This is a genomic window from Catenulispora pinistramenti (assembly GCF_018274385.1).
Lineage (GTDB): Bacteria > Actinomycetota > Actinomycetes > Streptomycetales > Catenulisporaceae > Catenulispora > Catenulispora pinistramenti.
The window spans coordinates 1-13691 of record NZ_JAAFYZ010000263.1 but is presented as its reverse complement, the minus strand read 5'-3'; the positions used below and the strand labels follow the sequence as shown (position 1 = coordinate 13691).

General features: G+C 68.7%; 10 protein-coding genes. 5 read left to right on the top strand and 5 right to left on the bottom strand.

The annotated features are described in order from the left end of the window. Positions 1–375: 375 nt before the first annotated feature. Entirely contained in the window at positions 376–1941 is a 1566-nt protein-coding gene (locus KGQ19_RS42485) for an oleate hydratase (protein WP_212020216.1), read from the bottom strand. A 202-nt stretch (positions 1942–2143) separates the two neighbouring features. Between KGQ19_RS42485 and KGQ19_RS42480 the strand changes: the two genes are divergently transcribed. The 3 genes from KGQ19_RS42480 (at position 2144) to KGQ19_RS42470 (ending at position 5195) form a co-directional block, all read left to right on the top strand. Beyond that, positions 2144–3439 carry an RICIN domain-containing protein gene (locus KGQ19_RS42480; protein WP_212020214.1) on the top strand — a complete coding sequence of 432 codons (1296 nt, stop codon included), beginning with the start codon at positions 2144–2146 and terminating at the stop codon, positions 3437–3439. A 21-nt stretch (positions 3440–3460) separates the two neighbouring features. After that, the gene (locus KGQ19_RS42475; RefSeq protein WP_212020212.1) at positions 3461–4555 is read left to right on the top strand and encodes a hypothetical protein; all 1095 of its coding nucleotides are present in this window, start codon (positions 3461–3463) and stop codon (positions 4553–4555) included. A 154-nt stretch (positions 4556–4709) separates the two neighbouring features. Beyond that, positions 4710–5195 (top strand): ricin-type beta-trefoil lectin domain protein, encoded by a 486-nt coding sequence (locus KGQ19_RS42470; protein WP_212020210.1) that lies wholly within the window; start codon positions 4710–4712, stop codon positions 5193–5195. A 67-nt stretch (positions 5196–5262) separates the two neighbouring features. On the opposite strand, the gene KGQ19_RS42465 is transcribed toward KGQ19_RS42470, so the two are convergent. Then, positions 5263–6252 carry an amidohydrolase family protein gene (locus KGQ19_RS42465; RefSeq protein WP_212020208.1) on the bottom strand — a complete coding sequence of 330 codons (990 nt, stop codon included), beginning with the start codon at positions 6250–6252 and terminating at the stop codon, positions 5263–5265. 14 nt (positions 6253–6266) lie between these two features. Further along, positions 6267–7478 (bottom strand): amidohydrolase family protein, encoded by a 1212-nt coding sequence (locus KGQ19_RS42460; protein WP_212020201.1) that lies wholly within the window; start codon positions 7476–7478, stop codon positions 6267–6269. Between the two features lie 76 nt (positions 7479–7554). Here KGQ19_RS42460 and KGQ19_RS42455 point away from each other — a divergent pair, with 76 nt between their 5' ends. Continuing rightward, positions 7555–7962 (top strand): MarR family winged helix-turn-helix transcriptional regulator, encoded by a 408-nt coding sequence (locus KGQ19_RS42455; RefSeq protein WP_212020199.1) that lies wholly within the window; start codon positions 7555–7557, stop codon positions 7960–7962. A 71-nt stretch (positions 7963–8033) separates the two neighbouring features. Here KGQ19_RS42455 and KGQ19_RS42450 read toward each other — a convergent pair whose 3' ends face one another. Beyond that, a complete protein-coding gene (locus KGQ19_RS42450; RefSeq protein ID WP_212020197.1) occupies positions 8034–8522 on the bottom strand; it encodes a MarR family winged helix-turn-helix transcriptional regulator in 489 nt (162 codons plus the stop codon). Positions 8523–8624: 102 nt separating this feature from the next. On the opposite strand from KGQ19_RS42450, the gene KGQ19_RS42445 reads away from it, so the two are divergent. Then, complete coding sequence (locus KGQ19_RS42445) at positions 8625–9965, top strand: amidohydrolase family protein (protein ID WP_212020195.1); 1341 nt, start codon at positions 8625–8627, stop codon at positions 9963–9965. A gap of 51 nt (positions 9966–10016) precedes the next feature. Here KGQ19_RS42445 and KGQ19_RS42440 read toward each other — a convergent pair whose 3' ends face one another. Then, positions 10017–13514 carry a glycosyl hydrolase family 65 domain-containing protein gene (locus KGQ19_RS42440; RefSeq protein ID WP_212020193.1) on the bottom strand — a complete coding sequence of 1166 codons (3498 nt, stop codon included), beginning with the start codon at positions 13512–13514 and terminating at the stop codon, positions 10017–10019. Positions 13515–13691 lie beyond the last annotated feature (177 nt).

Here is a 13691-nt window from a genome sequence, read left to right as displayed (position 1 = left end):
GCCGCTGAGCCCTGACCCAGCCACCCGAGGGAACCGCGCTAGTTTCCCTGAGGTTGCCGAGGCCCGCCGGAGGCCCGGCTCTTCACCATGGGTTTGACCTTGATCTTGCTGTTGATCTTGCCTGTGCCCTTCTCCCAACTTGCTGGAGTTGAAGAGGCCTGAGGTGGGGCGGGGTTGTGAACGCGGGAACCGGCAGCCGACAAACACACCCACCACCCCGAACCCCGAACCGGCACAACTATGACCGAAGGCCGTAAAAGGCATTTAAAACCCACAGCCCAACAGCAACCCGGCCCACAAACTCCAGCCCCCACAAAAGACGACCCGAACCCCGAACAACCGCTGACTAGCCCGCCGACGCACAGCAGCCACGAGTCAGCGCCTGTGGAGGGTCTGCAGCGCCTCGACAAGCACCTTGGGGTCATGCTGACCCTTGTAGACGGGCTTGGGTCCGGTGTCGAGCTTCAGCAGGGCGGCCACCGCGGTCTGAGCGGTGCGGACCGAGTACTCGACGGTGAACACGACGTCGTCGGGGACCTCGGCGTACTGGCCGATGAAGGCCAGGTTGGTGGAGCCGGACGGGACGACGTCGGGGCGGTCGCCGTGGGAGCGGACGAGGAACTGGCTGGTGATGTATGGCATGAGCGCCGGCCGGACGATCGAGTCGTCCAGGATCTGCTCGCGCTCGGCGAAGTCGAGGTGCCGCAGGACCTCGTCCAGGATCTCCCGGCCGCTACATGCCGACATGTGCTTGTTCACGAAGTCGCCGTTCTTGTCCGGGAACAGGGCGTAGCCCCACCATACGAAGGTGTCGGCGGGCTGCTCGCGGAAGTGGGGCTGGTGGTTCAGGACGATCGTCAGCAGCCAGTTCGAATCCTTGAACGTGATCAGGCCGCCCTTGCCGGCCTCGCTGCCGGAGAACTCCTCCATCAGCTTGAAGAACGTCGGATCCTTCGTCGTGACGGTGAACGACTCCCAGGTCGAGTCCGGGACGCTCGATGTGAACACGCTCGGGTCGCCCAGCCCGGGGCGCTTGGCGGCGAGGGTCTCCCACAGCGCCCATGAACCGCTGGAGCCCGTCGTGTCCGGGACGGCGGCGGTGTCGGTGGAGCCGAGGGTCGAGTTCGCGGTCATCGACCCGTTGGTCACCAGGACCAGGTCGTCGCCGGCCAGCGGGATCTGCTCGGTCTTCCCGTCGCGCTGCCAGGTGAGCGACTGGGCGGTCAGGGCCTTGCCGTCCGCCAGGCCGATGTCGGTGACGCGGGTGCCGAGTTGGACGGTGACGCCCTGGTCGGTGAGCCATTTCAGCAGCGGCCGGACGATCGAGTCGTACTGGTTGAACTTGGTGCGGTAGATCCCGGACATGGTGTCGAAGGTCTTGAACAGATGCACGAACCGGTTGAGGTAGCGGCGGAACTCGATCGCCGAGTGCCAGGGCTCGAAGGCGAAGGTGGTGCACCACATCGCCCAGAAGTTCGTGCTGAAGAACTCCTCGTGGAACAGGTCGGAGATGCGCTTGCCGTCCAGCATCCGCTCCGGCGTGGCCACGCACTTGACCAGCTCCAGGCGGTCGCGCTCGGTGAACGTCATCGAATGGGCGTCGATGACCTTTCCCTCGGCGTCGACGAGGCGGGCGTGGTCGTCCCAGGCGAAATCGTCGTGGAACTCGAACGTGTCCTCGGTGACCGACTTGGCCGGGTCGTCCAGCGACGGAATGGAGGCCAGCAGGTCGTAGGTGCACTGGAAATGCAGCTCGAACATCCGTCCGCCGCGCATCGTGTAGCCGGTCTCCGGCGACCCGGCGGCGTCCAGGCTGCCCCCGACGCGTTCCTGTTCGTCCAGGATCACGATGTCCGCCCCGGCGAACCCACCGTCACGGATGAGGAACGCCGCCGCGGACAGGGACGCGATTCCGCTGCCGACCAGATACGCCTTCGCCATAGCTGCGCCCCGCTCTCCTCGGTTCATGCCTCACCGGCACACGAGTCCGACGGTAGGTGCGTGCGCTCCCATGCGCACCAGGTCAACGCATTCGGGTTACCGGACAAGGCAAGCGGCACCCGGGCGCGGTCCACAACCCGGCCAAATAAATCAGTACTCAGATATAGCATCGCAGGGCACGAAGTCTGTGATAGTGAGACGTATGCACCACCCACATCTGAACAGAGCCCAGGGCTCCGGGAGGACCGGTGGCCGGCGCAAACTGCTCGCGCTGCTCACCGGCGTCCTGCTGACCGCCACCTTCCTCATCCTGTCCGGGCCCGCCACCAGCGCGGCCGCCGCGGACACCCACCGCCTGGCCACCTGGAACATGCAACGGGGAACCGACCGCTGGGCCGCCGCGCTGGCCCTGTCCAACAACGCCGATGTGGTCGCCCTCCAAGAGGCCCCGATCACACCGCCCACCGGCGCCCAGCCCCTGCGCCCCATCTACGGAGCCGGCATCGACGGCTACCGGATTCCCGGCGGGCGGCAAAGGGGGGTGCGCTACCTGTTCATCCTGCACCCGGCCGTCCACGCGAATCTGGGCGTGAACCCGGCCATGATCACCTCGTGGCTCCCCGACGAAGTGGTCTCGGTCGACGGCTACGTGCGTGACGCGCTCGTGGTGGTCCACCGCGACGACGACACCGCGTTCGCCTCCATCCACTCCAGCGCCACCGGCGGCGGCGACTCCGGCGTCCTGATCAGGGACGTCGTCGACGAGGCCCACAACCTGGGCGTGCCCAACTGGGTGGTCCTGGGCGACTTCAACCGCGACCCGCGCAACCTGCCCGCCCTGGGCCTGCCGGCCGGATCGCACATCTACAACAGCGGCATGGCCACCCAGCGCAGCGGTGGCGAGCTGGACTACATGGTCTCCAACGTGCTCACGCAGAACTGGCAGGCCACCAGGGGCGCCAACGAAGGCGGCAGCGACCACTGGCCGGTCACGTTCAGCTCCCTGCGCGCCGGTGCGAACCCGACCCGATTCACCATCAGCGACCAGGGCAACTCCAGCGTGCTGGACGTCGAGGAAGCGCAGAAGGCCAACGGGACGCACGTCATCCTCTACCACCCCGACAACGGCACCAACCAACTGTGGAAGCTCAAGGCCACCGGCTTCTACAACACCTACGACCGCATCATCAGCGTGAACAGCAACAAGTGCCTGGACGTGGACAACGGCGCGGCCAGCACGACCGGCTCCCAGATGAACGTGTGGCAATGCCACCCGGGCGGCAACGGAAACGACACCCAGAACTTCGCTCTGGAACACCCCGTGCCGCTGTTCCCGAACCTGACCACCATCAACGACACCACCACCGATCTGTACGTGAACGTCAGCGAGAACGCCAGCGCCGACGGCACCCCGGTGATCCAGTACCCCCTGCAGTACGGCCAACTTCCGTACCCCGCCAACAACGAGTCCTTCTACTTCCACCCCGCCGTGAGCTGATCGCATCGGAAGGAGTTCCCTGTGACCGCCTTGCCCGAAGTCCCCTTTCCAGCCGAATACGCGATAGGCCCAGCGGGCAAGGCCGACGGCCGTCGGATGACGCACGAAGAGAACGCCGCGGCGTTGCAGAGGGCTGATTATCTCGTCCGCAGGGGCTATCGCACGTGCACACGGAAGATCGCCGCATTCGACAGAGTCGGCCCCTTCCTCGTGGGCAAGGCCCAGGAGCGCCTGCGGCTCATCTCCTTGCCGGAATACGGCCAAGAGCCAGTCCACGTCGTGCAGGCTCAGCAAATCGAGGCCGAAATCGAACACTGGCTGTCGCCGGCGACCACGTTCGTCCCCTTACTCGCCGCCGTCTCGGTGACCATGAACGTCGCACTCACGAAGTTGATGGTTCGGACGATCAAGCAGATGCGGGCGCTGCCCATCCAGCGCACGGCCCTACCAGACACAGTAAGCATCGTTGCCGCATACGACCGACTTCGCGAGGCGTTCGAAAGCGGAGACGCGAACCTCCTGGACGCCGTCCTGGCACAGGAAGTCCCTGCCGCACTCGACAAACTCACCAAGAACAACGAGGATCTCGCCCGGGCGCAAGACCATCTTGACACGATGGCGCAATGCGGGCTCCTGGCCGGATTCCATGTCGCGGCAACCTTCCAGGCGATTGCCGGATATCTCGACAGTCGAAACGCGTACCTGGTGACCTATCTGGAAGCGACTGACTATTTCAAAGCGGTGGACGATGCCGGAGGTATCGTCCTGCGGGCCGGTGCCACTCAGTTCCTCTACGGCGCGATCACGACCGCCATCGGGCAATACGGGCCGCTGATCCTCCCGAAAGTACTCGCACGCACGCCGGTGATCGGAGGAGGATTCGCAATAGTCGACGTCGCCAGAACCGTGAATGAGAAGCGGAAGTTGGTGGAGGAGCGCAGGAGCCACCTGATGGAGCTCGCCGAAGCGCGTCAAGGACGAGGCGCCGTGAGCGAGATGGCCTGGCTCGACGGCAGACTCAAAGACGATCGCGACACCCTGGATGAGCTCGTTCGGGCGACCATTGAGATGTGCGACGGCCTCAAGACCTTGGCCGAGGCCCCTCAATCGGATTGACCGCGCATACGACTCAGGGTGATGAGACGAACACGGTGCGCTCTTGACGCGCCAGGCTTCGCACGGCGACGATCGCTTATGTCAGAGCTCTGAGTCGTGCGCCCGCACTCGCTGCCGCACCCGCTGCCACTCGCTGCCCCCGGAAGGACTCCCCGTGTCCGACACACTCGTCCAAATCCAGATCAACGGCGCGTCTGTCTGCATCATCAACCAGCAGGTCTACGCGACCCTGCTGCCAGGCAACCCCGGCACCGCCACCTGGGTGGTCACCGCGGGCCCGGACGGCTCGCTCGTCCTGACCGACCAGGCGAGCGGCCTGGTCCTCAGCGACGCCAGCACCACCGCCGGCTCCGGGCCCTCGCGGCCCTCGCCCGCGATCGTCGCCCCCGCGGGGTCCGGGCTCCCGGTCACCTCCTGGAACTTCGTCGGGTTCTCCGACGAGGACGGCGACGACGCCGCCGCGATCAAGGATCCGGGCCAGCTCACCAGCGGCTTCTACACGATCCAGGATCCGGGCTCGGGCAACTTCCTGTTCCGCAACATGATCGAGGACCGCAGCCTGCTGCCCAAGTACGTGGGGTTGCAGGACCCGTCGCAGGGCGGACCGTTCGAGCTCGTCGTCCAAGTCATCTCCGGCTGAGCCCCCCTGCGCGCACGCCGGTGTCCGGCCCGATCGACAACCGGGCCGGACACCTGGACCAGGGTCCTTACTCGCGCAGCCCGAGGAGGCGGCGCGCGTTGTCGGTGGTGAGGTGCCGCCAGGAGTGCCCGGCCAGGGCCTGGACGTCGTCCAGTGCCGCCGTCGCGCGCAGCGCCTGCTCGTAGCGGGTCCAGGCGTAGTCGCTGCCATAGAGCAGGCGGTCCGGGCTGACGATGCTGGTCAGCGCCTTCATCTGGCGGTCGGTGGGAGTGCCGGCGAGGTCGTAGTAGAGGCCTGCGAGCGTCTCGCCGACCGTGGGGCCGACTGTGTCGCCGTCGGTGTCGCCGTCGGTGTCGCCGTCGGTGTCGCCGTTGATGGAGCGGAACAGTTCGAGGCGGTCGGCGAGCAGCGGCAGCACTCCGCCCGCGTGCGGCACGATGAACCGGATACCGGGGTAGCGTTGCGCGGTGCCGGTGAGGATGAGGTCGACGACGGTCCGGGCGGTGTCGAAGAGGAACTCGATCATCGGGCGCGGATACCCGAGGGCGAGCGCCTCGTGGCCGGCGCAGCTGGTGGGGTGCAGAAAGGCGACGGCGCCTCGGCGGTCGAGTTCGGCGAGCACCGGGCGCAGCCGTTCGTCGCCGAGGTAGAGTCCGGCGCTGTTGGTCATCAGGACGACGCCGTCGGCGTGGAGTTCGTCAAAGGCGTGCGGGATCTCCTCCAGCGCGCCGCCGATGTCCGGCAGGGGCAGGGATGCGAACTGGCCGAAGCGGCCGGGGTGCTCCCGCTTGATCCGGGCGCCGACCTCGTTGACCTCGCGGGCGAGCGCCCTGGCCGCCGCGTCGTCGCCGAAGTGCGTGCCGGGCGAGGACAGGGAGAGCACCGCCATGGCGATGCCCGCCTCGTCCATCAGCTTCAGGTGGGTCCGCACATCCCACCGCGGCCAGTAGGCCTCCGGCATCCCGTCCGGTTCCCGGCTCCCGTTCTCCTTCGCGATGCTGATGTAGTCCTCGGTGGTGAAGTGGGCGTGGACGTCGATCAATCCGTGCTCGGTCATCTCCTCGCCCCGATTCAGGCGGTCGCGGTGACCGGGTCGACGGCGAGGCGGACGCCCTGGCGCCAGACGGCACGCACCGAGAGCGTGTCGTCGATCCTCGTGGTCGGATCGCCGTCGACGAGTACCAGGTCGGCGCGCAGTCCGGGCTCGATGCGGCCGCGGTCGGCCAACTCGAAGCGCCGCGCGACCAGCGCCGTCGCGGCGTTGAGCGCCTGAACGGGGGTGAACCCGGCGCGCACGAGCAGGCCGAGCTCGCCGTGCAAGCTGGCGCCGTGCGTCGTGCCGGGGGCGCCGAGATGCGCCGCGTCCGTACCGGCCAGCACGTCGACCCCCGCGGCACGCAGCGCCGCGACGGTCTCCAGCGCGAACGCGAAGTTCGGCGCCGGCGCCGTGTGCCAGGTCTCGGCGAGGCTCTCCAGCCATACCGAGGGGACCTTGGGCCGCACGCGGGAGTCCGCGGCCAACTCGGCTCCGGTGCTCTGCCCCGTGATCGACGCGAGCGTGCTCAGCGTCGGGATGACGAAGACGCCGGCCTCGGCGATCCGCGAAACGATCCCCGGAGTGTGCGGCACGTCCACGAACAGGTGGGTGAGCGCGTCCACGCCGGCGTCGACGGCGCGTTGCGTCGCCTCGAGCGTGAGGGCGTGGGCCAGGACCTTCAGCCCGTTCGCGTGCGCCTCCCGAACCGCCGCTTCCAGCACATCCTGCGACAGGACCGGCACCGGGCCGCCCAGGAGCCGGCCGTCCTCGATCAGGACCTTCAGATAGTCGGCTCCTTCGGCGATGCGGTCCGCCACGAACCCGGGGACCTCCTGGACGGACGCGGCGGTCGGCCAGGCCGGGTCGCCCTGCCCCTTGCGCAGCTGGTGCGGGTGCCCGTCGGCCGGGGTGAGCCCGACCGAGGCACTGCGTACGTCGGCCAGGTCGAAGGACCGGGCCACCGTGCGACGCAGCGGACCCATCTGCCCGGCCATCGAGAGCAGGTCGAGCTCGGTGGTGATGCCGAAGGTCAGGGCCTGGCGCAACGCGGCCTCATCGGTGTGGGTGTGCGCGTCGATCAGGCCGGGCAGCAGCGTCGCCCCCGCGCCGTCGATCACCTGGTCGCCCGGATCGCGCGGGCCGCCGACCGCCGCGATCACCCCGCGCACGACCCGCACGTCCAGTCGGCCGCGGCTCTTCTCGCCGTCGAAGACCCGCGCCCCGCTGATGACGAAGCTCTCGTCCATGACCAGCCCCTATCCATTAGATCGTATATACCAGTTAGGATATACGAGTTAGGGGACATTGGGTAGGCTCGACGGCGTGGACGACGACGAGATGATCGAGATCGCGGTGCTGTTGCGGCGCGCCCAGTTGCGCAAGCAGACCGCCTGCGAGGCGGCGCTGGCCTCGTTCGAGATGACCCTGCCGCAGTGGGGCATGCTCAACGCGGCGGCCACCCACCCCGACTCCTCCACGCACGCGCTCGCGCAACTGACGGGACAGTCCGACCAGGCCGCCGGGGCGGTCGTCACCCGCTTGGAACAGCGGGGGCTGGTCGAGCGGCGCAACGTCCGGGGAAAGGCCATCCTGCATCAGGCCACGGTGAAAGGAGTCGAGGTACTGAGACAGTGCGACCGTCTAGTGGCACAGAGCATGCGCACGGCGCTGTCCGGCTTCACGGACGACGAGGTCCACGTGCTGCGCGACCTGCTTGAGCGACTGGGCTGACGATCCGCCCGTCGAGCTCCCCCACGACCGGCGGCACCGTAGTCGGCATCCCAGGAACGCGTTAGCGACGTTCAGTCCTGTTCTTGACCGCCGCTGCCGTCGCGCTGTTCTCGACGCTGTCGGCGGACCCATTCGCCGCCGTCCCGGTTGTACTGGATCAGGTAGCGCGCGAACTGGAGCCGGTCGGCCCGGTCCCAGGTCTCGGTGATCTCCTCGAAGGCGCGGCGCTGCCCGGCGGCCAGGCGGCGGCGTTCGGCCTCGCCCTCCTCGGTGAGCACGAGCAGGCTTTGCCGGCCGTCCGCCTGCGAGGCCGTGCGGCGCACCAGGCCGCCCTCGACGCAGGCCGCGATGGTGCGGCTCGCGACGGGCTGGAAGACGCCCATCGCCTCGGCGACGCCGCCGACGGTGATCTCGCCCGGCGCCTCGGCGATCACGTTCAACACCTGGTTGCGCAGCACCCGCCGGGTGTCCGTCGCGCTGGCGCGCATCGCCGCCAGCGCGGGGCCGACCCCGTCGAGAAGGGCCTCGTCATCGGCTCCAGGGGACGGCGAACGGCTCATGACTTCATTCTATCCTCGCCACATACTCATGCAGACCACAAGTACATAGCTTATGCTATACAGATAGTCGTAGGCGGATGGACGGATGCGAGGGAAGCGCAGATGATCATCAAGAACGTGACCGTCATCGACGGCACCGGCACCACCCCACGGCCCGGGATGGACGTCCTCATCGACGCGGGACGGTTCGCCGACATCCGTCCCACTGGCACCGGCTCCTCGGGGGCGTCCGGTGGTTCAGGCGACGAGCCGGTCCTCGACGGCCGCGACGGCTACCTGCTGCCCGGCCTCTGGGAAACCCACACCCACCTGACCGTGCTGGGCATGCCGGTGACCGAGATACCGGCCTCCATGCGCGAGACGCTGGCGGGGTACCTCCAGATGGGCATCACATCAGTATGCGATCTCGGTGGCCTCTACTTGCTGCCGCGCAGTGAACGCGAGACCGGCCGGGCCAACGGCACAGCGCCGGCGGTGTTCTGCGCCCGGGCGGCCTTCACCGGCGTGAACGGCTGGCCCGCCAACAGCCGGGACAGCGGCGATATCCAGGACAGTCGGGACAGCTTCCCCGAGCCCGTGAAGGTGGCGGGCCTGGAGAACGGAGGGCTGTTCCAGATCGACGATGCCGACACCGCGCGGCGGCACGTCCAGGAACTGCTCGACAAGGTCGACTACATCAAGTGCATGTTCGACGGCGCCACCGGGGGCACCGGCCGGCGGCTCCCCCGGGCCGCGCTCGACGCGATCATCGACGCCACCCACGAGGCGGGGAAGAAAGTGCTCGTCCACATCGCGACCGGCGCGGACCTCGTGGAGGCCGTGCAGGCCGGCGCCGATTGCATCGAGCACTCCCCGATCCCGAGGGATCCGGCCGATCTGAGCGAGGCCGAGCAACTCGCCGAAGTCCTGGCCGAGGCGGGAACCCACTATTGCCCGACGATCGTCACGTGGGAACAGCTGGGCCGCGGTGGCGACCCCGAGTACCTGGACGAGCTCATCGCGGACGGCATGCTCCAGCCCGACGGCGTAGCGGAGATCACCGCGCGCCCCGGCTACGGCAAGCCGTTCCCGCACCACCCGGCCGACAAGATGAAGGTCCGGTTCGACTACGCGATGCATTCCCTGCACCTGTTCCACGAGGCCGGCGTCAAACTGGTCGCCGGCAGCGACATCGCACCGGTCCTCCCCACCCCTGCCCACGCGCTCCTGCGCGAGCTGCAACTGTTCGCCAAGGCCGGACTGCCCTGCGGCGAGATCATCGCCACCGCCACCAGCCGAGCGGCGGAGAAGATCGGCAAGCGCGGCAGCATGGGGACCATCACCGTCGGCGCGGACGCCGACGCGATCCTCCTCGATGCCGATCCGCTCACCGACATCGCCCACCTGATCGACCCGCGCCACCACCGCGCCGTCATCAGCGCCGGCCACCTCGTCCACCGCTGAACGCAGCCTCCTTATACGAAACACAACCTCCTTATACGAAACGCAGCCTCCTTACCCGACTAGCACGCTGTCGACGTTGACGCTCCCGGAGTCGTTGGGGCCGACGAGGAGTTGGATCACGTCGTCGCCTGCCGGCAGGCTGACATTGGCGGTGACCGTCGACCACGTGTCCCAACTACCCGTCACGGGCAGCGAGAGCTGCTGGGTCGAGCCCCCGGCGGCCAGGCTGACCGTCCGGGTCGTGGTGAGGTAGGGCGGGTTCTGGCCGCCGGTCCAGTTGGCGTACCGGACGGTGACCTGGTGCTGGCCGGCGTTCGGCACGGAGACGACGGCCGTGACCGCCGCGCCGGAGTACAGGCCGCCGACGAACCCGGTGCCGGTGTAGCCGGTGTGGTCGTTCGCGACGGACGCGCCGCCGCTCAGGATCGAGCTCTCGGCTTGGGCCGGGGTGCCGACCGGCACGGGCGCCGCCACGTACACGGCGGTGGTGGACGTGGTCGTGTCGACGGACTTCGTCCCCTGCCACGTGGTCGTCGCGGTGACCGGGACCCGGGCCGGGGCTTGGCCGGCCGGCGCGCTCACCGTCCACTTGTCGACGACGGTCGCGCCCTTGGGGACGGTCGTCGCGACCGATTCGGGGGTGACCGTCCAGCCGGTGGGCAGCGGGAACGCGGTCTTCACGTTCGTGGCGTCCGCTCCCCCCACCGACTTCACCGTCTGCGTGATCTCGGCCGACGAGCCGGGCGCCATGGCTTCAGGCGTGCTGAGCGCGGTCACCAGGTCGGGGGCCGCCGCGTTCGGCACGTTCAGTTCGGCGATGCTGGCCGGACTGCCGCCGGCGAAGGTGAGCTTGATGGCGCGGGCGGCCACCGGGGACCAAGTGGGGTCGAGGTCTCCGGCCGCCGGTACGGATCCGCTGGCGACCTGCTGCCAGTTCCCGGAAGGCGATTGCACGCGGACCGTATAGGTGGCGGGCCTTGTCGGCCCCCAGGAAACGTGGGCATGGCCCGTCTTGACCGGGTGCGCCAGCGTCACCGTGTAGGAGGAGTCGGTGTCGACGGCGGCCCAGGTGGTGACGCTGTTGCCGTCCACCGCCGCGGCTGGCTGATCAACGGTCTGCGACGACGACGCCGACGCGGTCTGGCACCGGGCGGCGTCGTCCGTGGGGCTCAGGTCCGGTCGGGCGGTCGCCAGCGCGACCGGGCGGCCCGGTGCGAGAGTCCGCGGGCCGGCGGGCGAGTCGACGGTGATCGGCGCGCCCGAGGTGAGCGTGACGAGTGTCTGGGTCGGCTTGATGCGCACGTCGACGCTGCGGCCCTGGTATTGCAGTCCGGCGATGGTGATCCCGGACGAGAGCTGCGGCGGAAGGGTCGGATCGAGCCAGAGCGCGTCGCTGTTCCACCGCAGTCCGGCGAACCCGTAGGAGAGGGTCTGCAGGAATCCGCCGGCCCCGGTCGCGAAGTCGAACGCGGGGTTGCTCTGGCCGCCGGACGGCGTCAGGTACTGGGTCTCGTTGAACTGGTCGAACCCGCCGCGTAGGAACGGCAGATAGGAGTCCTGGAACAGCGTGTAGTCCAGGCAGCCCGGCTGCTGGACCTGGGCCGCGATCACCGCCTCCGCCGACGCCGTCATCGCGGGGCCGCCCGGGTCGGTGACGGGCATGTACCGGTCGAGGTCGGCCGCGGCGGTCTTGGTGTCGGTGACGTAGCCGAAGGGGTAGGTCATCAGCACGGTGTCCGCCTGCTTGACCGTCTGGCTGGTGTATCCGGGGTACTCGGGGTGGGTGCCGTCGGCGTCGGTCGCGACATAGATGTTCGCTGCGATGGCCGACCAAGCCGGGTCCGGGGCCACACCGAGCGCCTGCGCCGCGGCCACGGCGTCGCGCAACGCGACGATCGCCCCGGCGTTCGTCGCCGATTCGTCGTTGACGCCCGCGGTGTACTCGTCGGGACCGGTGACGCCGTTGATGTGGTACTTGCCGTCAGGGCCCTTCTTCACGCGGCTGGCCCAGAACTCGGCGACGTCCTTGATGACCGGGTAGCCGTCGCTGCCGAGCCAGGCTTTGTCACCGGTGGCTTGGTAGTACTGCCACTGGGCAAGTGCGATGTCCGACTGGAGGTGGTCCTCATAGCCGCTGCACGGCGCCAGGCCGCCGCATGTCCCGCTGGGACCGTTGTCCCAGGCCCACGAGCCGCCCTGGTAGCCGGCCGATCGGGCGTTGGCCTCGGCGGCGGCGATGGTGTCGTGGCGGAACATCACGATGGACCTCGCCAGCTCCGGATGCAGCGCGAGCAGGGAGGGGAACATCCACGTGTCGGCGTCCCAGAAGATCTCCCCGCCGTAGTTGTCGCTGGAGAGCCCGGCGGGCGGGATGCTGTAGCTCACGCCGGCGCGCAGGCTTGAGTAGAGCAGGTAGTAGGAACTGTTCACCGCCGCCTGAACCGAAGGCTGGCCGTCGACCGTCACGTGCTGCTTCCACAGCGCGGCCCACTGCGCCGTGTGGGCGGCGAGCAGTCCCCGCCAGCCGGTCGCGACGGCCTGGGCGACGGTGTCACGCGCCACGCTCAGCGGGTCGCCGGGATCGTTGGGCGTCGAGATGCCGACGTACTTGGTGAACACGTAGCTCGAACCGGCCCGCACGGGCACCGCCCACTGCTCGCCCGCGGTGGCTGGGTCGCCAGCCGGCAGTACGGCAGTGCGCTGAGACACCTTCACCCCCGGGCCGGCCACCAGCCGGGCGGTTTCGGCGACGGCGGTGGCGCGGCCGGGCGTGGTCAGCTGGACGGTTGAGGTGTCGGCTGAGGTATCGGCAGAGGTATCGGCTGAGGTATCGGCAGAGGTGTCCACCGCACGGGCGGTCGGCGTGATCCGCTGCGCACCGGCGCCGTTGAGCAGGGAGGTGACCGACAGGCTCCCGCTCCACATCGGCGTGATACTCGCCCGAACCTGGCCGAGATGCATGCGGTCCCGGTTGGCCAGCACCTCGAACGTCACGGCCGCGGACCGGCCCGGCGCGGGCGTCCACACGAACGTGGTGGTGACCGTGCCCGACCGCATCGCGAGCGTCTGCCGGAACCGGCTGATCTGGCTCGCCGGGACCCGGGGATCCAGCACATGGCCGTCGACGCTGAAGGACAGGTCCGACCAGGTCGGCAACGTGGAGATGTAGTCGGTCGCGTCGCCGGCGTCCGTCTCATACACCCCGGCGACCAGAGCAGTGGTCGAACGAGGGTTGCCCAACGGCCAGTTGCCCGTGCCGAGATCACCGTCACCCTCAAACCCGGCGCCGATGGCCGGCACACGCTGGGAGAGGTAGCCGTTGCCCACGAACGGCTCCTGCGTGTAGTCACCCGGCGCATAGGAGGTGTTGCTCAACACCCACGGGTCCGCACCGGCCCCCTGCCCCTGCGCCGCCGCCGCGGGCAAAGCCTCAGCGCTGGGAGCCTCCGCCAGCGTGAAGGCCACGGCCAGCCCGACCACCGCCGCGGTGGCGACGTGGCACAGTCGCAGGACACGGGCATGCGGCCTTCTGCGCGGCGCGGATCTCATGCGGTCGACTCCTTCAACGGCGCCCAGAGGCTGGCGTACCCAGCCCATGAGAAACCAACAGGATGAGACAAGAATGACACGGGATGAAACAGGTATGAACTATGGTGACCGCCTACTGGCGTGTCAAGATCCCCATCGGGCGGGTCGGTGCGGCCTCGACAGCTGCGGGGTGCGGGG